Source organism: Streptomyces nitrosporeus (genome assembly GCF_008704555.1).
GTDB lineage: Bacteria > Actinomycetota > Actinomycetes > Streptomycetales > Streptomycetaceae > Streptomyces > Streptomyces nitrosporeus.
Window position 1 is genome coordinate 1,634,705 of the sequence record NZ_CP023702.1, and the last position, 22,362, is coordinate 1,657,066.

2 protein-coding genes are annotated in these 22,362 nt (G+C 76.4%); both read right to left on the minus strand.

What is annotated here, in order from left to right:
- Positions 1-2: 2 nt before the first annotated feature.
- Positions 3-7,589, minus strand: coding sequence for a non-ribosomal peptide synthetase (locus tag CP967_RS07020; RefSeq protein WP_150487121.1), 7,587 nt, complete (start codon positions 7,587-7,589; stop codon positions 3-5).
- Positions 7,586-22,135, minus strand: coding sequence for a non-ribosomal peptide synthetase (locus CP967_RS07025; protein ID WP_150487122.1), 14,550 nt, complete (start codon positions 22,133-22,135; stop codon positions 7,586-7,588). The genes CP967_RS07020 and CP967_RS07025 overlap by 4 nt, the downstream gene beginning before the upstream one ends.
- Positions 22,136-22,362 lie beyond the last annotated feature (227 nt).

Sequence of the window (22,362 nt, forward strand, 5' to 3'; positions counted from 1 at the left end):
GGTCACCGCACGGCGGACACCCCCGGGGCCGGCAGGAAGCCCGTGCCCTGGAAGTACGTCAGGTAACGGTCCAGGACCTCGTCGGTCAGGGGGATCCGGCGGACCCCCAGGGCCGCCGCCTCCCCGGCCGTCCGGCTGGAGTCGAAACGGCGGTGGGCCGCCGCCGCGTCCGGGTGGGCGGGTCCGTCGGCGCCGAGGAACAGCTGCGCCGCGTTGTCGGGCCGCTCCGCGACGCGGCGCCGCCATTCCCCGGCGGGGACGGTGCGCACCTCGTGGCCGAGGCGGGCGGCCGCCGCGAAGACGCGGTCCAGGCCCGGCGCGTCCGGATCGGTGAAGTGGTACGCCTGTGCGCCGGACGGGCCGGACAGGGCGAGTGCCACCACCGCCGCGCTGACGTAGTCCACCGGCACCCAGTCGGTGGACCCGTACGGCAGGTCCGGGACCGCCCCCGCCTGGAGGCACCCCTTGACGAGCCGCCACAGCAGGTCGAGGTCCTGGCACGCGCCGGTGGCGGTGTCGCCGCTGATGCGGCCGGGCCGGTGGACGGTCACCGGCAGGCCGCGTTCGCGGGCCAGGCCGACGAGCTGTTCGGCGACCCATTTGCTCCGGGCGTATCCGTCGGGGAGGCCGGACGCCGGTCCCGTCGGGGTGGTCTCCGTGACGGCCGCGGCGTCGGGGTCGTGCACCGGTGCGTAGACGCTGGTGGTCGAGATGTGGTGCATCCCGGGTGAGGAGGAGTCCGCGAGCAGGCGCAGCAGTTCCTCGGTGCCGGCCACGTTGGGGGCGCGCAGGTCTCCGTACCCGGCGGCGAAGTTGACGCGGGCGCCGTTGTGCAGCACCGGTCCGAGGCGGCGTACCAGAGCCTTGCGGTCCCGCGGTGACAGGCCGAGTCCGGGGGCGGTGAGGTCCCCGGGGACGGGGTGGATCAGGTCCGCGTACCGGGGGCGCCACAGCCCGTAGCGCTCCAGGTTGGCCCGCAGCCGGTGTGCCGCGTGCTGTTCGCCGTCGGCGCGTACCAGGCAGTCGACCGGGCCGCCGGTGGCCTCCAGGAGGTCGCGCAGGAGGAAGGCGCCGAGGAAGCCGGAGGCGCCGGTCAGCAGGGGCCGGGCGAAGGGGCGGGAGGGGCCGCGGGCCCCGGCGGGTCCCGGGACGGCCCGGCCCGCGCCCGTGATGTCCTCGGCCAGCCGGACCTCGGCGGCGAGGTCCACCACGGTGGCATCCGGCACGGTGGCCTCCGTGCCGGTCCCGTCCCCCGCCGGGCCCCCCAGCAGCCGGTCGACGCCCTCGACGGTGGGGGCCGCGAACAGGGCCCGCAGGGAAGGGCGCCGGCCGCACCGCTCCTCGATGTTCCGGGCCAGGGTCACGGCGAGCAGCGAGTGGCCGCCCAGGGCGAAGAAGTCGTCCGTGACACCGACCTCGGGCACGCCGAGCGTCCGCGCGAACACCTCGCAGAGGTCCCGTTCGCGTGCGGTGCGCGGCCCGCGCCCCCCGGCCGGCGGGGTGTGGCCGGGGGCAGGCAGGGCGCGGCGGTCGGTCTTGCCGTTGGGGGTCAGCGGCAGGGCGCCGAGCCGTACGTGGGCGGCGGGGACCATGTGCCCGGGGAGGGTGGCGGCGAGGTGGGCGCGGATCTCCGCCTCGCCGGGGCCCGGTGCCCCGTCCGCGGCCACGGTGTACGCGACCAGGCGCCGGTCGCCGGGCCGGTCCTCCCGGACGGTGACGCAGGCCGCGGCGACCCCGGGCAGGGCGGTCAGCGCGGCTTCGATCTCACCGGGTTCGATACGGAACCCGCGGAGCTTGACCTGGTCGTCGGCGCGGGAGACGTAGACGAGCTCCCCGCCGGCCGTCCAGCGCACCAGGTCGCCGGTGCGGTACATCCGGCCCCCCGAGCGGTCGAACGGGTCGGCCACGAACCGGGACGCGGTCAGGCCGGCCCTGCCGTGGTACCCGCGGGCCACGCCCTGCCCGGCGACGTACAGTTCGCCGGTGACACCGGGCGGTACGGGGACCAGCCGGTCGTCCAGGACGTGGACGCGGGTGCCGTTGACGGGAACGCCGATGGGCACGGTCCGGCCGGGGGCGAGCGGTCCGTCCGCGTGCTGGAAGGCGCTCATGGTGGCGCAGACGGTGGTCTCGGTGGGGCCGTAGGCGTTGACGAGGTACCGGTCCCCCGCCCAGGCGCGCGCCAGGGCGGGCGGGCACGCCTCGCCGGCGAGGACCATCACCGTCCCGGCGGGCAGCGAGCCGGGCGGCATCACGGCGAGGGCCGCGGGCGGCAGGGTGAGGTGGGTGACGCCCCGCTCGCGGACCAGGGCGGCGAGGGCGGGGCCGGGCAGCAGGGCGTCGCGTTCGTCGATCTCCAGGCAGGCGCCGGAGAGCAGTGCCATGCACAGCTCCCAGAACGCCGCGTCGAAGCTGACCGACGCCATGTGCAGGACCCGGCTGTCCGGGGTGAGCGCCAGCCGCTCGCTCTGGGTCCTGGCCATGGCCCCGGCGCCCCGGTGGGTGACCACGACCCCCTTGGGCCGGCCGGTGGAGCCGGAGGTGTAGATGACGTACGCCGGGTGGTCCGGGTGCGGTGCGGCCCCGGTGCGGGGGGCCGCTGGTGCCGGGGTCCGGGTGGCGGGGTCCTCCGTGTACAGGTGCGGCACCGGGGAGGCGGGGAGCCGGCGGTGGACGGCGGCTGTGGTCAGGAGCAGCCGGGGCCGGGCGTCGTCGAGCATGTGGGTCAGCCGCGGGGCCGGGTAGTCCGGGTCGAGCGGCACATAGGCGGCCCCGGCCTTGAGGACGCCCAGGAGCGCCACGACCAGGTCGTGGGTGCGGGGCAGGGCCACCGCCACCCGGTCCTCGGGGCCGATGCCCCGGGCGGTGAGCAGGCGGGCGAGGGCCTCGGCCCGTGCGTCGAGTTCGCCGTAGGTGAGCGCGGTGCGGGCGTCGCGGACCGCGGGGGCGCCGGGGGTGCGCCGGACCCACCGCTCGAAGAGGGCGGGGACCGTGGAGGCGGGCAGGTCCTCGACGGGCCCGGTCCCCCAGGCGGTGAGGCGGGCCCGTTCGGCGGCGGTGAGGACGTCGTAGGTGCTCAGCGGGCGGCCGGGGTCGGCGGTGACGGCTTCGAGCAGCAGGACGAACCGTTCGGTGAGGGCGCGGACGGTCTCCGCGTCGAAGAGTTCCGTCGCGTAGTCGACGGTGCCCCGCATGGCGCCGGGCGTCCCGTCGGCGTCGTACGTCTCGGTGAGGGCGAAGGAGAGGTCGAACTTGCTGACCCCGAGGCCGACGGGCAGGCCCTCGGCGGTGAGGCCGGGCAGGTCGAGGCCGGCGGCGGGGGCGTGGTTCTGGAGGACGAGCATGGTCTGGAAGAGCGGGTGGTGGTTCTGCGAGCGCGCGGGGTTGAGCAGTTCCACCAGGCGCTCGAAGGGGATGTCCTGGTTCGCATAGGCCGAGAGGTCGAACTCCCGGACTCTTTCCAGCAGTTCGAGGAAGGTGGGGTCGCCCGTCAGGTCGGTGCGCAGGACGAGTGTGTTCACGAAGAAGCCGACGAGCTCCGAGGCCGCCTCGTCGGTCCGTCCGGCGACGGCCGTGCCCAGCGGGATGTCGTCGCCCGCCCCGTGCCGGGAGAGCACGGTCGCCAGGGCCGCCTGGAGCACCATGAAGACGCTGCATCCGCCGGCGCGGGCGAGTTCGGCGATCCGCCGGGCGGTGGCGCGGCCGACGGTGAAGCCGTGGGCGGCCCCGGTGTGCCGGGGCAGGGCCGGGCGCGGCCTGTCCCAGGGCAGTTCGACCAGCTCCGGCAGGCCGCTCAGCGCCTGGCGCCAGTGGTCGAGCTGGCGCGCCGCGAGGCTCTCCGGGTCCTGGGCGTCGCCCAGCAGGCGGCGCTGCCAGAGGGTGTGGTCGGCGTAGTCGACCGGGAGCGCGGTCCAGGCGGGGGCGGCGCCGCGGGCGCGGGCCCGGTAGGCGGTGCCCAGGTCGCGGACGAGGGGGGCCAGGGACGAGCCGTCGGCGGCGATGTGGTGGACCACCAGGACCAGGACGTGGGCGTCGGCGGCGAGGCGCAGCAGGGTCGCCTGGAGCGGGAGGCGGTGCTCGATGTCGATGGGTTCGGCGGCGGCGGCCCTGATCCGGTCGGCCAGCTTGTCCGCGTCGACGGCTTCCAGGGCGAACGGGAGGCGGACGTCGTCCGGGGCGGTGATGTGCTGGCGCGGTCCGCCGCCGTGCTCGGGGAAGACGGTGCGCAGGGCGGCGTGCCGGGCGACGGTGTCGCCGAGGGCCCGGCGCAGGGCGTCCGTGTCGAGGGGGCCGCCGACGCGCACGGCGAAGGGGATGTTGTACGTGGCGGAGGGCCCTTCGAGCCGGTGCAGGAACCACAGCCGCTGCTGGGCGTAGGACAGCGGGAGCACGCCGGGGCGCTCCTGCGGTACGAGGGCGGGCCGGTCGGAGCGGTCCGCGCCCCGCAGGGCCGTGGCGAGCGCGGCGACGGTGGGGTTCTCGAAGAGGGTGCGGATCTCGGTCCCGGTGCCCAGGGCGGCGCGGACGCGGCCCACCAGGCGGGTGGCGAGCAGGGAGTGGCCGCCCAGGGCGAAGAAGTCGTCGTCGGCGCCGACGCGGGCCACGCCGAGGACGTCGGCGAACAGTCCGGCGAGGATCTCCTCCAGGCCGCCGCGCGGCGGCCTGCCCCCGGCGGCGGACGGGGCGGGGGGCGCCGGCAGCGCCGCCCGGTCCAGTTTGCCGTTGGGGGTCAGCGGCAGGGCGTCCAGCCCCTGGACGACGGCCGGCACCATGTAGGCGGGCAGGTGGCGGCCGACGTGTGCGGCGAGCCGGCCGGGGTCGGGGGTGTGCCCGGGCTCCGGGACGACGTAGGCGGTGAGGGTGCGGTCGCCGGGGAGGTCCTCGCGGACCAGGACGCAGGCGGCGCGTACCGACGGGTCGGTGCGCAGCACCGCCTCGATCTCCGCGGGTTCGATGCGGTGGCCGCGCAGTTTGATCTGCTGGTCGGCCCGCGCCACGTAGCTCAGGGAGCCGTCGGCGCACCGCCGTACGAGGTCGCCGGTGCGGTACATGCGTGCCCCGGCGCCGGCGAACGGGTCGGCGACGAACCGGGTGGCGGTGAGGCCGGGGCGCCCGAGGTAGCCGCGCGCGACCCCGGCGCCCGCGACGTACAGCTCGCCCTCGGCGCCGGGCGGGACGAGCCGCATCGCCGCGTCCAGGACGTAGGCGCGCATGCCGTCGAGCGGCCGTCCGATCGGGGCCGCGCCGCCGGTCTCCCCGTCGGGGCGGACGCGGTGGGCGGTGGCGAAGGTGGTGGCCTCGGTGGGTCCGTAGACGTGCAGGACCGCGGTGCCGGGGTGGGCGGCCGCGAGGCGCTGCAGGACGCCGGGGGCGGCCGCCTCGCCGCCCGAGGCGACCAGGCGCAGCAGGCCGAGGGCCCCGGGGTCGGTCTCGGCGACGACGTCGAGCAGGGCCGTCGTCAGGAACGCCGCCGTCACCCCCTCCCGGGCGGCGAGGTCCCGGAGCACACCGGGCTGGAGGGGGCCGTCGGGGGCCACGACGATCCGCCCGCCGTTGAGGAGGGGCGCCCAGATCTCGAAGGTGGAGGCGTCGAAAACGTACGCCGAGTGCATCAGGACCGCGTCGGCCGCGCCGCCGCCCCATCTCCGGTCGGCGGCGAGGGCGGTGATGTCGGCGTGGGTGACGCCGACGCCCTTGGGCAGCCCGGTGGACCCGGAGGTGAACATCACGTACGCGAGCCGGGAGTCCGGCCCGGAGTCCCGCAGCGGCCCGGGGGCGGCGGGGCCGCCGTGCAGGAGCCCGCCCGCGCCGTCAACAGTCACCAGGGCCACCCCGGGGCCGAGCCCGCGCACCCAGGGGTGGTCGCGGGTGGTCCCGTCGACGATCAGGGCGCGCGGGGCGGCGACCTCGGCGACCCGGTCGAGCCGCTCGGCGGGCCAGCGCGGGTCGAGGGGCACATAGGCGGCACCCGCGCGCAGGGCGGCCAGGGAGGCGGTGACCAGGGCGGCGCCCCGGCCCATGAGGATGCCGACGCCGTCCTCGGGACCGGTGCCCAGTCCGGTCAGGGCACGGGCCAGCTCCCCGGACAGCGCGGTGAGCTGACGGTACGTCAATGATGTGCCCGGGGCGGAGACGGCGACCGCGTCCGGGTGGCGGGCGGCCTGCCGGGCGACGGCGTCCGGAACGCTCGTCCCCGTCGCCCCCCGGGGCAGGCCGGCGCCGCGCCCCTGGGTGAGCAGCGTCTCGCGTTCCCCGTCCAGGAGGAGGGGGACGGCGTCGGCGCGGCGGTCGAGCCCGTCCGCCATGACCGTGAGCAGCCGCCGCATACGGGCGGCCGTACGGGCCACCTCCTCGCGGCCGAGGGCGGCCGTGCGGTAGCCGAAGGTGATCCGCAGGCTGTCGGCCGGGGCGATGGTGAGGGTGAGGGGGTAGTGGGCCGCGTCCGTGCCGCTGACCCCGGTGACGGCGATGCCGGGCAGCGACCGCTGCGCGGTGCGCAGGGCCTCGGCGTCCAGCGGGTAGTTCTCGAACACGGCGAGGGTGTCGAAGAGTTCGTCCAGCCCGGTGACGCCGCGTATCTCGGTGAGGCCCACGTACTGGCTGCCGAGGAGTTCGCCCTGCTCCTCCTGGAACCGGGTCAGGAGCGCGGCCAGGGTTTCGCCGGGGGCCGGGCGCAGCCGGACCGGCACGGTGTTGATGAACAGGCCGACCATCGTCTCGACGCCGGGGATCTCCGGCGGGCGGCCGGACACCGTGGTCCCGAACACGACGTCGGGGCGCCCGGTGAGATGGGTGAGCAGGAGCCCCCAGGCGCCCTGGACCAGGGTGTTGAGGGTGAGCCGGTGGGCGCGGGCCGTCTCGCGCAGCCGCCCCGTGGTGGGGCCGTCCAGTGCGAGGACGAGGGTGGCGGGCAGGTCGCCGGGGTCCGGCACGCCGGCGGCGGCCGGTCCGGCGAGCAGGGTCGGCGCCTCGATCCCGGCGAGGGCGGTGCGCCAGGTGTCCAGGGCCGCGGCGCGGTCCTGCCGGGCCAGCCAGGCGAGGTAGCCGCGGTACGGGGCGACGCGCGGCAGGGCGCGGTCGTCGCCCCGGGAGGCGTACAGCTCGAACAGTTCCCGTACGAGCAGGGGCATCGACCATCCGTCGAGCAGGATGTGATGGCTCGTCATGACCAGCCGGCAGCGCTCCGGCGCGGTGTGCACCAGGGTGAACCGCATCAGCGGCGGGGTGGAGAGGTCGAAGCGGCGGGTGCGGTCGGCGGCGAGGAACGCGGCGAGGCGCTCCTCCGCCGTGCCCCCGCCGTCCGCCCCGGTCAGGTCCCGTTCCTCCAGCGGTACGGGCACCTCCCGGGCGACGGCCTGCACGGGCTCGTCCAGGCCCTCGTGGAGGAAGCCGACCCGCAGGTTGGCGTGGCGTCGCAGCAGGCCGGCGACGGCGGCCCGCAGGGCGGGGACGTCGACGGGGCCTTCGAGGGCGAAGACGAACTGCGCGGTGTAGACGTCCACGGCGCGGGTGTCGTACAGCGCGTGGAAGAGCATGCCTGCCTGCAACGGCGTCAGTGGCAGTACGTCCTCCAGCTGGAAGTCGGTCACTTGCGTCCACCCCACTTGTTCTGCAGTCGGTCGATCTGGTTCTGGCTGAGCGAGACCAGAGGGAGGTCGGACGGCGTCCAGCCGCCCGCGTCGGGCTGTCCGGCGAGTTCCGCGACGGTCCGCAGGGCCCGGGTGAAGGTGTCGGCCAGGGCCCGCACGTCCGCCTCCTCCAGGAGGTCCCCGGGCCAGGTCCAGCGGGCCACCAGGCACGGACCGTCCGGGAGGTCCTCGGTGTGCGCGTTGATGTCGACGACGTGGTGGACGGGCATGTCCGGGTCCTGGGCGCGCGGGCCGCCGCCGTCGAGCAGCACCTCCCAGTCGGCGCCGCCGGCCTCCCCGGCCCCGGGCGAGGAGGCGTACCTGCCCAGGTAGTTGAAGCCGATCTGGGGCCGGCGGGCGAAGGCCGGCGAGGAGCGGGCCGCGGGGTTGAGGTGGCACAGCATTCCGTAGCCGACGCCGTGGTCGGGGACGGCCCGCAGGTCCTCCTTGACGCGTTTGAGGGCGCGTCCGGCCTGTGCGGCGTCCAGGCGTGACGGGTCGCGGGGGTCGGCGGGGCCGGGATCGAGGCGCACCGGGTAGAGGCTGGTGAACCAGCCGACGGTACGGGAGAGGTCGAGGTGGCCGGCGATCTGCTCGCGGCCGTGGCCCTCCAGGTCGATGAGGACCCCGCTGCCGGCGGGCCCGGCGGCGGCACCGGCGCGTTCCTCGCGCCAGGTGCGGACGGCGAGGGCGAGGGCGGTGAGCAGGACGTCGTCCACCCCTGCGTGGAAGGCGGCGGGGACGGTGGTGAGCAGGTCCTTCGTCCAGGCGGCAGGCAGCCGGGTGACCAGGTTGCGGGTGCGGCCGGCGGTGTCCTGTCCGGGGTCGAGCGGCCGGTGGCCCAGCCGCGGGTCGGGGGTGCTCAGGATGCTCTCCCAGAGCGGGAGTTCAGCCTCCCGGGCGGCCTCGCGCGCCTGGGAGGCGAGGAGGCGGGCCCACTGCCGGTAGGAGGTGGTGGCCGGGGGCAGCGTGTCCGCCGGGCCGTCACCGGTGACGGCCCGCCAGGCGGTCGCCAGGTCCTCGGCGAGGATGCGCCAGGAGACCGCGTCGACGGCCAGGTGGTGCACGACGAGCAGCAGGCGCCCCCGGGTGTGCGGTCCCGCGTCGCCCCAGACGGCTTCGACGACGTGCCCCCGGCCGGGCCGCAGCCGCCCGCGGGCCGCCTCGCCCGCCTCGGTGAGGGCGGCCCGGAGGGCTTCGGGGCCGAGTCCCGCCACATCGAGGCGGGTGAAGCGGGTACGGGCCGGCACGCTGCCGGGGGGCAGCACTTCGAGGACGGCGTCGCCCCCGGCCGGCCGGGTGGCGCGCAGCCGGAGGGTGTCGTGGTGGTCGAGGAGGAGCTGGAGGGCGGCGACGAGGGTCTCCTCCCCGGCGCCCGCGGGGGTGCGCAGCACCCCGGACTGGTTGTAGCCGTCGACGGGGCCGGGCCCGCCCAGCAGCCAGGCGGCGATGGGGGTCGCCGGCATCTCGCCGGTCCCTTCCCCGGTGCGCGGGGCCGTGTCCCGGCCGGGCGCGGTGGCGACGGCCGCGATGGCCTCGGGGGTGCGGTGGACGAAGACGTCGCGCGGGGTGACGGTGAGACCGGCCTTGCGGACGCGGCTGACGAGCTGGATGGAGAGGATGCTGTCCCCGCCGAGGGCGAAGAAGTCGTCGTCGGTACGGACCCCGGGGGTGCCGAGGACGGCGGCGAACACCTCGCACAGGACGCGTTCACGCGCGGTGCGCGGCTCGCCGCCCGGCCGGTCGGCGTCGGGGCGGGCCGGGGCGGGCAGGGCCCGCCGGTCGGTCTTGCCGTTGGGCAGCAGGGGCAGCGCGTCCAGGGTGACGAAGTCGGCCGGCACCATGTACGGCGGCAGCGCCGAGGCCAGCCGGGAGCGCAGTTCGGCGTCGGACGGCGCGGTGGCGGGCGGTCCGGCGGGGACGGTGTAGGCGACCAGGCGCCGCTCGCCCGGCCGGTCCTCGCGGACGAGGGCGCAGGCGGCGGCGACGGTGTCGAGCGCGGTGAGGGCGGCCTCGATCTCGCCGGGTTCGATGCGGAAGCCGTGCAGCTTGACCTGGTCGTCGGCGCGGGAGACGTAGGTGAGCAGCCCCTTGGCGTCCCGCCGGACGAGGTCGCCGGTGCGGTACATGCGGCTTCCCGCGGGCCCGTACGGGTCGGCGACGAACCGCGCGGCGGTCAGACCGGGGCGTCCCAGGTAGCCGCGGGCCAGGCCGTCGCCCGCGAGGTACAGCTCGCCGGTGACGCCCGGGGGCACCGGCCTCAGGGCCGTGTCCAGGACGAGGGCGCGGGTGTTGTCGACGGGCCGGCCGAGCGGCACCCCGCCCTCCGGTGCGTCCGTCCCCCCGGGCAGGTGGAGGTGGGCGGTGGCGTCGATGGCCGTCTCGGTGGGCCCGTACAGGTTGTGCACCCGGACCCGCCAGTCCCGGCCGGTCCGCTCGGCCAGGGACCGGGGCAGGGGTTCGCCGCCGCACAGGACGGCCCGCAGCGTGGCGGGCGCGTCGCCGGGGGAGGTCTCGGCGAGGACGGCCGTCAGGTGCGAGGGCACGAACTGGGCGATGGTCACGCCCGCCTCGCGCATCAGGGCCAGCAGTCCGGCGGGGTCGTGGTTGGCGGCGGACGGCACGGGGCAGGTGGCCCCGCCGTGCAGCAGCGGCAGCCAGGTCTCCCAGACCGAGGCGTCGAAGCTGGGCGAGGTGCGCGCGAGGACCCGGTCGTCGTCGGTGAGGCCGAGGTGGCCGGCCATCCACGCCATGTGGTTGGTCAGGGAGGCGTGGGTGACGACGACCCCCTTGGGGCGGCCGGTGGAGCCCGAGGTGTAGATCACGTACGCCGCGTCGCGCGGGTCCACCGCGGGGGGCGGGGCCGTACGCCCGGGGGGACCGTCCCCAGCGGCGGACGGGGCCAGGAGGGGCACGGCCGGGGCGTACCGCGCGGCGCGGGCGGTGTCGTGGGTCAGGAGCAGGGCCGGGCGGGCGTCGTCGAGCACGAAGGCGATCCGCGCCTCGGGGTACTCCAGGTCGAGGGGGAGGCAGGCGGCCCCGGCCTTGGCGACCGCCAGCATCGCGACGGCCCGGTCCGCGGTGCCCTCCAGGGCGAGGGCGACCAGGTCGCCGCGGCCGATGGACCTCTCGCGCAGGCGGTGCGCGAGGCCGTCCGACAGCGCGTCCAGTTCCCGGAAGGTGAGCCGGTGCCCGCCGGCGTGGACGGCGACCGCGCCGGGCGTCCGGGCGCACTGCGCGCGGAACGCCTCGGGTGCCGTGCGCGCGGCCACCGGCCGGGACGGGCCGTGCCCGGTGTCGAGGAGGCCGCGCCGCTCGGCGGGGTCCAGGACGTCGACGGAGTGGACGCGTGTCCCGGGACCGTCGGCGAGTACGGCGAGCAGCCGGGTCAGCCGGGCGGCCAGCGCGCGCGCCGTCGCGGGGAGGAAGAGCTCCGTGGAGAACTCCAGGACGCCGTCGAGGCCGGCGGGCCGGCCCGCGTCGTCGTGGGTCTCGGTGAAGGTGAACGTCAGGTCGAACTTGCTGATGCCGGTGCGTACGGGCTGCGGCGTCACCGTGAGGCCGGGCAGGCCGATCACGGCGTCCGCCTGGTTCTGGAGGACGAGCATGGTCTGGAACAGCGGGTGGTGGTTCTGGGCCCGGGACGGGCTCAGCCGGTCCACCAGCCGCTCGAACGGCACGTCCTGGTGGGCGTAGGCGGCGAGGTCGAACTCGCGTACCCGGTCGATCACCTCACCGAAGGTGGGGTCACCGGTCAGATCGGTGCGCAGGACGAGGGTGTTGACGAAGAAGCCCACCAGGTCGTCGAGTGCCTCGTCGGTCCGTCCGGCGACGGCGGTGCCGAGCGGGATGTCCTCACCGGCGCCGTGCCGGGACAGCAGCACCGCCAGGGCCGCCTGGAGCACCATGAAGAGACTGCTCCCACGGGACCGGGCCAGCCGCGCGAGGGCCTGGTGGGTGTCCGCGCCGACGGGGAAGGCGAAGGCGTCGCCCCGGTGCGCGGTGACGGTGGGGCGCGGCAGGTCGCAGGGCAGTTCGAGCAGCCCGGGTGCGCCGTCGAGGGCGGTGCGCCAGAACTCCAGCTGCCGTGCGGCCGGGCTGTCCGGGTCGTCCTCGTCGCCGAGCAGCGCGCGCTGCCACAGGGTGTAGTCGGCGTACTGGACGGCGAGTTCCGTCCACGCGGGCTCCGCCCCCTCGGTGCGGGCCCGGTAGGCCTCTCCCAGGTCGCGGGCGAGCGGGGCGAGGGACCAGCCGTCTCCGGCGATGTGATGGACCAGCAGCACCAGGACGTGCGCCTCGGCGCCCAGCCGCAGCAGCCTTACGCGCACCGGGGGTTCCGCACTCACGTCGAACGCGTGCGCCACCTCGGCGGCCACGTCCTCGTCCAGGCGGGCGGATTCGGTGTAGCGGGGGGTCAGGTCGAGGTCGGCCCCGTCGGCGGCCAGGACGTCCTGGCGCGCCACGCCGTCGGTGTCGGGGAAGACCGTGCGCAGGCTCTCATGGCGTTCGATGACGTCCGCGAGGGCCGTCTCCAGGGCGCCCGTGTCCAGCGGGCCGTCCAGGCGGAGCACGAGCGGCACGTTGTACGTGGCGCTGGGCCCCTCGAAGCGGTTGAGGAACCACAGGCGCTGCTGGGCGAAGGACAGCGGCAGCGGGTCGGGGCGGACCGGCGCCCTCCGCAGCGGGGCCCTCCCCTCGCCTGCGCCCTCCAGCACCGCGGCGAGGGCGGCCGGGGTGGGGTGCTCGAAGAGGGTCTTGACCTGCACCTCCACCCCCAGGGCGGTACGGACGCGGGCGGCGAGGCGGGTGGCGAGCAGCGAGTGTCCGCCCAGCGTGAAGAAGTCGTCGTCCGCTCCCGCCCCCTCCAGGCCGAGCACGTCGGCGAAGAGCCCGCACAGGAGTTCCTCGCGGACGGTGCGGGCACCGCGCCCGCGTGCCGGGGCGTGCTGTCCGGGCTCGGGCAGGGCCCTGCGGTCCACCTTGCCGTTGACGGTCAGCGGCAGCGCGTCCAGCACGACGAACGCGGAGGGCACCATGTAGGCGGGCAGGGACCCGCCGACGGCCCGGGCGAGTTCCCCGGGGTCGGGGCGGGCCCCGGCGGAGGGCACCACGTACGCGACGAGCCGGCGGTCGCCGGGGGTGTCCTCGCGTACGGCGACGAAGGTGTCGGCCACGCCCTCGCAGCAGGCCAGCACCCCCTCGATCTCGCCGGGTTCGATGCGGTGGCCGCGCAGCTTCACCTGGCTGTCGGCGCGGGAGACGTAGGCGATCCGTCCGTCCCGGGTCCACCGGACGAGATCGCCGGTGCGGTACATGCGGTCCCCCGCCGGGCCGAACGGGTCGGCCACGAAGCGGGTGGCGGTCGGGCCGGGGTGGCCGGTGTACCCGCGTGCCACACCGGGCCCGGCGAGGTACAGCTCTCCGGTGACGCCCGGCGGGACGGGGCCCAGGGAACCGTCCAGGACGTAGGCGCGCATGCCGTCCAGGGGGCGCCCGATGGGCGGCGGGCCCGCCGGCAGGCAGGCCGTGACGTCGTGGCGGGTGGCGAAGGTGGTGGTCTCGGTGGGCCCGTACACGTGCAGGACCCGTACTCCGGGCGCGGCCCCGGCGGCCCTCTGCATCGCGTCCGGGGAGGCGAGTTCACCCCCGGCGCAGACGAGCCTCAGACCGGCGAAGGCACCGGGGTCGGTCTCGGCGATCACGTTGAACAGGGCGGTCGTCAGGAAGACCGCGGTCACCCCGTGCTCGTGGACGGCGTCACCGAGCGCACGGGCCTCCAGGACGCCCTGGGGGGCGACGACGACCCGGCCGCCGTTCAGGAGCGGGGCCCAGATCTCGAAGGTGGAGGCGTCGAAGACGTACGCCGAGTGCATCAGGACCGCGTCGGCCGCTCCCCCGTGCCAGGCGGAGTCCGCCGCGAGCGCGGCCACGTCGGCGTGGGTGACGCCGACGCCCTTGGGCAGACCGGTCGAGCCGGAGGTGAACATCACGTAGGCCAGGGCGCGGGGGTGCGGCACGGCGGCCGGGCGGGCGGTCCGTGCGGGCGCGCCGCGCAGGACCCGGCCGAGCCGGTCCACGACCACGACCGGCCGGTGGCGGGCCGCCTCGGCCACCCAGGGGGAGGCGACGGCGTCCTCGTCGACCACCAGGACCCGTACGTCCGCCGCGTCCGCGGCCTGTCCGAGCCGCTCGCCGGGCCAGCGGGCGTCCAGCGGGACGTAGGCGCCGGCGGCCCGGACCGTGCCGAGGGTGACCGAGACCACCGCCGGGGACCGGGAGAGCAGTACCCCGACGCCCGTCTCGGGGCCGACGCCGAGGCCGGCGAGGCAGCGGGCGAGGTCGTCGGAGATCCGGTCGAGTCCGGCGTAGGTGAGGGCGGTGCCGTCCGCGGTGACGGCCACGGCGTCCGGGGTGCGGCGCGCACGGGCCGCGAAGAGCGCGGGCAGGGTGGCGTCCGCGGTCCCCGCGGGCAGGGGGGCGCCGGTGCCCTGGCGCGTGACGCGGGCGTGTTCCTCCGGCGTCATCAGGTCGTAGCCGGCCAGGGGCAGGGCGGGGTCGGCGGCCACCTGTTCCAGGAGGCGCACCAGGCGGCCGGCGAGGGTCTCGACGGTGGTCCTGTCGAAGAGGGCCGTGGCGTACTCGATCCCGGCGGTGAGCGCGCCGGCGCCGTCCCCGCCGGGCCCGCCGTCCGGTTCCTCGGTGAAGGCGAAGGTGAGGTCGAACTTGCTCAGGCCGTTGTGGACGAGCCGGTCCTCGACCACGAGCCCGGGCAGGTCGGGGCTGACGGCCTCCTGGTTCTGGAGGACCAGCATGACCTGGAACAGCGGGTGGTGGTCGCGTGCCCGGTCCGGGTTGAGGACCTCCACCAGCCGCTCGAAGGGCACGTCCTGGTGCGCGTAGGCGGCGAGGTCGAACTCCCTCACCCGTTCCAGCAGTTCGCGGAAGGTCGGGTTGCCGGAGAGGTCCGTGCGCAGGACCAGGGTGTTGACGAAGAACCCGACCAGTTCCTCCAGCGCCTCGTCCGTGCGGCCGGCCACGGGCGAGCCGATCGGGATGTCGTCCCCGGCGCCGTGCCGGTGCAGGACGGTGGCCACCGCCGCCTGGAGCACCATGAACAGGGTGCTGCCGGATTCCCTCGCCAGCTCCAGCAGCCGGGCGTGCAGCCCGGGCGGCAGGCCGAAGGTGTGGACGGCTCCCCTCGGGTCGGCGGTGGCGGGGCGGGGCCGGTCCAGCGGCAGGACCGTCGGTCCGGGCAGGCCCGCCAGGGCGGTGCGCCAGTGGCCGAGCTGCTGCCGCAGGACGCTGTCCGGCGCTTCGCCGTCGCCCAGGACCTCCTGCTGCCAGAGGGTGTAGTCGGCGTACTGGAGCGGGGTGCCGGAGACCGGTCCGGGCTCCCGGCCCGCCAGGCGCGCCCGGTAGGCGTCGCCGAGGTGGCGGGCGAGCGGGGCGAGGGACCAGCCGTCGCCCGCGATGTGGTGCAGGACGAGCACCAGGACGTGGTGGGCGGGCGCGGAGCGCAGCAGCAGGGCCCGCAGCGGCAGGTCCCGGGCCACGTCGAACGGCTCGCGCACGGCGTCCAGGACGGCCGCCTCCAGCCCGGCGGGGGCGGTGCCCACGACCGGCAGCCGGGGCGCGGCCTCACCGGCCGGCAGGACCGACTGGCGGGGCACGCCGTCCTGTTCGGGGAAGACCGTGCGCAGCGCCTCGTGCCGCTCCACGACGTCGTGCAGGGCGCCGCGCAGGGCGTGGGCGTCCAGGGTGCCGTGGAGTTCCAGGACGAGCGGGATGTTGTACGCGGAGCCGGGCCCTTCGAGCCGGTTCAGGAACCACAGGCGGCGCTGGGCGAAGGACAGCGGCATCGGGTCGGGCCGCCGCGCCGCGGGGAGCACCGGCGGGCGGGCGCGGCCCGGGGCGTCGAGGACACGGGCCAGGGCGGCGGGCGTGGGGTGCTCGAAGAGGGTGCGTACGGCGATCTCGGCGCCCAGCAGGGCGCGCACCCGGCTGACGACGCGCATCGCGAGGAGCGAGTGCCCGCCGAGGTCGAAGAAGCTGTCGTGCGGGCCCGTCAGGGGCCGTTGCAGGACGTCGGCGAAGACGCCGGTCAGCAGGTCCTCGTGGAAGGTGCGCGGCCCTCCCCGGCCGGGGGTCCCGGTGTACGGCCCGGGTTCGGGCAGGGCGCGCCGGTCCACCTTGCCGTTGGGCAGGAGCGGGAGGCGGTCCAGGACGACGACGGCGCCGGGGACCATGTAGTGCGGCAGGGTCTCGGCGAGGGCGTCGCGGAGGGCCGCGGGGTGCGGAGCCGGGTCGCCCGCGGCGTAGGCGACGAGGTCGCGCCGGCCGGGTGCGTCCTCCCGGATCACGGCGCAGGCGGCCGTGACGCCGGGCCGGGCCAGGAGGGCCGCCTCGATCTCACCCGGCTCGACGCGGAAGCCGCGGAGTTTGACCTGGTCGTCGGCGCGGGCCACATGGTCGAGCAGGCCGTCCCGGTTCCACCGCACGAGGTCCCCCGTCCGGTACATCCGGTGACCGGGGCCGCCGAACGGGTCGGCGACGAACCGGGTGGCGGTCAGGTCCGGCCGGTTCAGGTAGCCGCGGGCCAGGTTGGGGCCCGCCAGGTACAGCTCACCGGTGACGCCCGGGGGCACGGGCCGCAGCCGGCCGTCGAGGACGTAGGCGCGCATGGTGTCGACGGGACGGCCGATCGGCACGGTCCCGGACGGGGCGGCGGGGTGCGCGGACCCGTCCGCGGCTTCCTCCCGGGGGCTTCGGACGCGGTGGGCGGTCGCGTCGACGGTCGTCTCGGTCGGCCCGTAGAGGTTGTGCGCCTCGGCCCCCCACAGCCGGGTGATGTCCTCGGCGAGGGCGCGCGGCAGTGGCTCGCCGCCGCACAGGACGGCGCGCAGGGCGGGCAGCGGCGCGGCGTGCGCCGCCGAGGACAGGACGAGACCCAGGTGGGAGGGGGTGAACTGGGCGACGGTGACACCGAACCGGCTCATCCAGGAGACGAGGGCGGCCGGTTCCCGGTTGACACCGTGCGGCAGGACGCAGAGCTCGGCGCCGTTCATCAGGGGGAGCCACAGCTCCCACACGGAGGCGTCGAAGCTGGTGGAGGTACGGGCGAGGACCTTGTCGTCCGGGGTGACGGCGAGGTGCCGTGCTATCCAGGCCATGTGGCCGGCCAGGGCCGCGTGCGGCACGACCACGCCCTTGGGGCGGCCGGTGGAGCCGGACGTGTGGATGACGTACGCGGGGTCCGCCGGGTGGGGCGTGTCCGGGGCCCCGGAGGCAGCGGGCCCGGCGTACGTGTCGTCGAGGGCCCCGAGGGCGTCGAGGGCGAGCCACGGCACGTCGCAGGGAGGCAGGTCCGGGTGGACGTCCGTCGTGGTGAGCAGCAGCACGGGCCGGGCGTCGTCGAACATGTGCCGGATGCGGGCGGGCGGGTACTCCGGGTCGACGGGGAGGTAGGCGGCCCCGGCCCGCAGCACGGCCAGCATGGCCACGACGGTGTGCACGGACGGCGGCGCGGCGATGGCCACCCGGTCCTCCCGGCCGGCGCCCCGCGCGCGCAGGGCGTGGGCGAGGGCGTCGGCGCGGGCGTCGAGGGCGGCGTAGGTGAGGCTGGTGTGCGCGTCGCGCACGGCCGTCCGGTGGGGTGTACGGGCCGCCTGTTCCCGCACCGCCTCGGGGACGGTGCGGACGGGGCCGGGCGGTGCCGCGCCGCGCCCCTGGGCGAGGACGCGGTCCCGTTCCTCCGGGGTGAGGGGGTCCAGGTCGCCGACCGTCCGGCCGGGGTCGGTGACGGCGAGGGTGAGGACCCGGGCGAAGCGGGCGCACAGGGCGCGGGCGGTAGCGGCGTCGAAGAGGTCGGTGGCGTACTCCAGGTAGCCGCCGAGGGCTGCCGGGGCGGCGCTTCCCGGGGGTCCCGCCGCACCGGCGGCCCCGGGGCCCTCGATGCCCTCGGTGATCTCGGGGGCCTCGGTGACCTCGCTCAGCGAGAACGTCAGGTCGAACTTGCTGATCCCGGTGTGGCGGGACCGGTCGTGAACCGTGAGGCCCGGCAGGCCGAGCTGTGCGGAGCGCTGGTTCTGGAGCACCAGCATGGTCTGGAAGAGCGGGTGGTGGTCGCCGGACCGCTCGGGGTTGAGCGCTTCCACGATCCGTTCGAAGGGGAGGTCGCCGTGGCTGAACGCGGCGACTCCGAACTCCTTGACCCGGTCGAGGAGTTCGCGGAAGGTCGGGTTCCCGGACAGATCCGTGCGCAGGACGACGGTGTTGACGAAGAAACCGACCAGGTCGTCGAGTGCCTCGTCGGAGCGTCCGGCCACCGCCGTGCCCACCGGGATGTCGGTCCCGGCGCCGTGGGCGTGCAGCGTCACGGCCAGGGCCGCCTGGAGGACCATGAAGGGGGTGCAGCCGGCGGTGCGGGCGAGCCGCGTCAGCGCGGCGTACACGGGCGCGGGCAGCGTGAAGGGGACGGCGTCGCCCCGGTGTCCGCGCACGGCCGGCCGGGGCCGGTCGAGGGGCAGGTCGAGCAGGTCGGGGGCTCCGTCCAGCGCCTTCGTCCAGTGGGCGAGCTGGCGGGCGGCCAGGCTGTCCGGGTCGTTCTCGTCACCGAGCAGCCGGCGCTGCCACAGGGCGTAGTCGGCGTACTGCACGCGCAGCGCGGGCCACTCGGGCGTGTCCGCGCCCTCGCGCCGGGCGCGGTAGGCGGCGCCGAGGTCCCGGGTGAGCGGGGCGAGCGACCAGCCGTCGGCGACGACATGGTGCAGGACGAGGACCAGGAGGTGCCGGCCGGGTTCCGGGCGGAGCAGAGCGGCGCGGACGGCGGGCTCGCCGGTGAGGTCGAAGGGGGCCGCGGTCAGCCGGTCCACCCTCTCCTCGGCCCAGGCTCCGGCGGCCTCCCCCGCCGGGGGCTCCTCGATGTCCAGGGGTACGAGCGAGGGGGCCGCGGCCGCGTCGAGGACGTCCTGCCGGGGGACGCCGTCGTGTTCGGCGAGGACGGTGCGCAGGCTCTCGTGCCGGGCGACCACGTCGGCCAGGGCGCCCCGCAGGGCGTCCGTGTCCAGGGGGCCGCGGAGTTCCAGGACGAGCGGGACGTTGTAGGTGTCGCCGGCGCCCTCCGTCCGGTTGAGGAACCACAGGCGCTGCTGCGCGAAGGACAGCGGCAGCGTGCCGGGCCGTTCCTGCCGGACGAGGGCGGGCCGGGCCGCCCCGGTGCCGTCCAGGGCGGCGGCCAGCGAGGCGACGGTCGGGTTCTCGAAGAGCGTGCGCAGAGCGGGTCCGGCGCCCAGCGCCGCCCGGACCCGGCCGATGAGGCGGGTGGCGAGCAGGGAGTGGCCGCCCAGGGAGAAGAAGTTGTCGTCGGCGCCGACGGCGTCCAGGCCCAGGACGTCGGCGAACAGCCCGGCCAGGATCTCCTCGTCGGCGGTGCGCGGGGCACGGCCCGTGGGGGCCTCGGCGCGGGGTGCGGGCAGGGCGCGGTGGTCGACCTTGCCGTTCGCGTTCAGGGGCAGCGCGTCGAGGGGGACGAACACGGAGGGCACCATGTAGGCGGGCAGGACCCGGCCGACGCGGCGCGCCAGGGCGGAGCCGTCCGGCCGGGCGCCGGGTCCGGGCACGACGTAGGCGACGAGCCTGCGGTCGCCCGGGGTGTCCTCACGGACCAGGACGCGGGCGGCGCGTACGTCCGGGCCGGCGAGGAGGACGTTCTCGATCTCGGCGGGCTCGATGCGGTACCCGCGGAGTTTGACCTGCCCGTCCGCGCGCCCGACGTACTCGATGTCACCGCGGGCGTTCCAGCGCACGAGGTCGCCGGTGCGGTACATGCGGCTCCCCGCCGGCCCGAACGGGTCGGCCACGAACCGGGTGGCGGTCAGGGCGGCACGGCCTTGGTAGCCGCGGGCGACGCCGTGGCCGCCCGCGTACAGCTCGCCCACGACGCCGGGCGGCACCAGGCGCAGGGCCGGGTCCAGGACGTACAGGGACATCCCGTCGAGGGCCCGGCCGATGGGCGGCACGCCCGTCGTGCCGGCGCCGACCCGGTGGCGGGCGGCGAAGGTGGTGGTCTCCGTGGGGCCGTACACGTGCAGGACGTGCGTGCCGCCGGCGGCGGCGGCCACGCGCCGCATCAGGTCCGGGGCGGCCGCCTCGCCGCCCGCGGCGACCAGCCGCAGCCCGGCGAACGCGGCCGGGTCCGCCTCGGCCATCACCTCGAACAGGGCCGTCGTGAGGAACAGCGCGGTCACCCCGCACCGGTCCACCAGGTCCCGGAGCACCGGGGCCTCCAGGACGCCCCGGGGGGCGACGACCACGCGTCCGCCGTTCAGGAGCGGCGCCCAGATCTCGAACGTGGAGGCGTCGAAGACGTACGCCGAGTGCATCAGGACCGCCTCGCAGGCACCGTCCGACCAGGCGGTGTCGGCGGTCAGCGCGAGGACGTCGGCGTGGGTGACGCCGACCCCCTTGGGCAGGCCGGTGGAACCGGAGGTGAACATCACGTAGGCGAGCCGGCCGTCGTGGGTCACCCGCGGCAGCGGCCCCGGCGCCGGCGGGGCGCCCTGTACGACGCGGCCGAGGCCGTCCACGACGAGCAGCGGCAGCCCGCCGGCTCTCTCCCGTACCCAGGGCTGCGCCGCGGCCGCCTCGTCGGCCACCAGGGCGCGGACGCGGGCGGCCCCGGCGACCCGGTCGAGCCGTTCGGCGGGCCAGGAGGCGTCCATCGGTACGTACGCGGCCCCGGCGCCGACCACGCCGAGGGTGGCGGGCACCACGGCCGCCGACCGGCCCACGAGGACACCGACACCGTCCTCGGCGCCGACGCCCCGGCCCGTCAGGGCACCGGACAGGTCCCCGGCCAGCCGGGCCAGCTCCCGGTAGGAGAGCGTGGCGGAACCGTCCACCACCGCCGGGGCGCCCGGCGTCCGGCGTGCCCGGGCGCCGAACGCCTCCATCAGACCCGGCGCCCGGGTCCGCTCGGGCAGGGGGGCGCCGCGCCCCTGGGTGAGCAGGGCCCCGGCGGCGGGGCCGTCGAGGAACGGCAGGTCGCGCAGGAGGGTGCCGGCGTCGGCGCGGGCCAGGGCGGAGACGAAGGACACCACGGCCCGCTGGTGCAGCCGCAGGTCCTCGGGGCGGTACAGCTCCGGGTCGGCGTCGAAGCCGATCAGCGGGCCGGTGCCCTCGGAGCGTTCGGAGACGAAGAAGGACACGTCGTCGACCGGGCCGACGGACAGCACACGGGACGTGCCGGGGCTTCCGGCGAAGTCGAGGCCGTAGTCGTATCCCATGATGTTGACGACGACACCGGCCAGGCGTGCCGCGCCGTCGGCCATGTTCAGTTCGCGGGCGAGCTGTTCACGGGAGAAGCGGCGGTGGCGCAGGGCCCCGCGCATCTCGGTGGCGACCGCGCGTACGAGCGTGCCGACCGTCATCTCCCCGGTGAGGTCCAGGCGGAGCGGCAGGATGTTGGCGGTCATGCCGACGATGTGCCGGAGTCCGCCGTGGCGGCCGTTGGAGGCGAGTCCCAGGGTGACGGACCGTGTCCCGGTGACCTGGCCGGCGTACGCGGCGACCGCGCTGACCAGGACCGCGGTCCAGGTGGTGCGGTGGGAGGCGGCCAGCCGCCGCAGGCCGTCGAGGACGTCGAGGGGCAGGGTCTCGCCGGTGTGCAGACGCACGTCCGGGGCGGCTTCGGGCGCGTCCGGTCCGGGGGCGCCGGTGCGCCGGCGGATGAGTTCCCCGCCGTGGGCGCCCTCGCCCCGGGGTCCGCCGGCCGGTTCCTCCGGGGGGCCGCCGGCCAGGTCCTTCGGGGGGGCGCCGGCCAGGTCCGCGAACTTGGCGGTCCAGTAGGCCCGGTCGGCCTCGTAGCGGTCCGACGCGCGGTAGGCCGCCTCGTCGGCCAGGAGGTCCCGCAGGGGCGCGGCGGGCAGGGCGGCCGTGGCGGGGTCCTCGCCGCGCACGGCACGTGTGTAGAGGTCGGCCACGGCGCGGGCGAACACGGCGCCGCCGAGGCCGTCGATGGCTATGTGGTGGAAGCGGACGTACCAGTGGTGCAGCCGGTCGCCGAGACGCAGCAGCGCGAAGTGGTGCCGCGGGGCGTCCAGCCGGTCGACCCGGGCCATGTCGTCGGCCAGGTAGCGCTCGGCTGCGGCGGCGGGGTCGTCGGCGCCGGACAGGTCGACGACGCGGAGCCTGCCGGCCGCGGTCCGCGGGCGGCGGGGGACGTGCTGGAGGACCGTGTCGCCCCTGGTGACGAACTCGGCGTTGAGGCTGTCGCTCTCCGCGAGGGTCCGTTCGAGCGCCGCGGCGAACAGGTCCTCGTCGAGGCCGCCGCGGATCTCGAAGCATTCCGCGATGTTGTATTTCGGGCTGTCCGGATCGACCAGCTGCCCGTACCAGACGCCCTGCTGGGCCGGGGTCATCTCGAAGAACTCGCCGGAGAGCCCTTCGGAGGGCTCGCCGGAGAACTCTCCGGGAACCGTTCGCGAGGGGACGGAGCCGTTTTCGCGCATACCGATCTACACCTTTGGGGAGAGTTTTCGGGGACGAAGAGGAGGGCAGGCGAAAGCCGCCCGTGCCGGTGCGGTGGCGAAGGCCGGCACGGGCCCGGCGAGAACGACGGCGAGTGTCGCCGGTCCCGTGCCGTCAGTTACTACCGGGTCCCGCCGGCGCATCGCACGGCAGGCAGAACTCGCGGGAAGACCTCGTTCTTCTCCGTGCACCGAGGACGAGCAGTCCG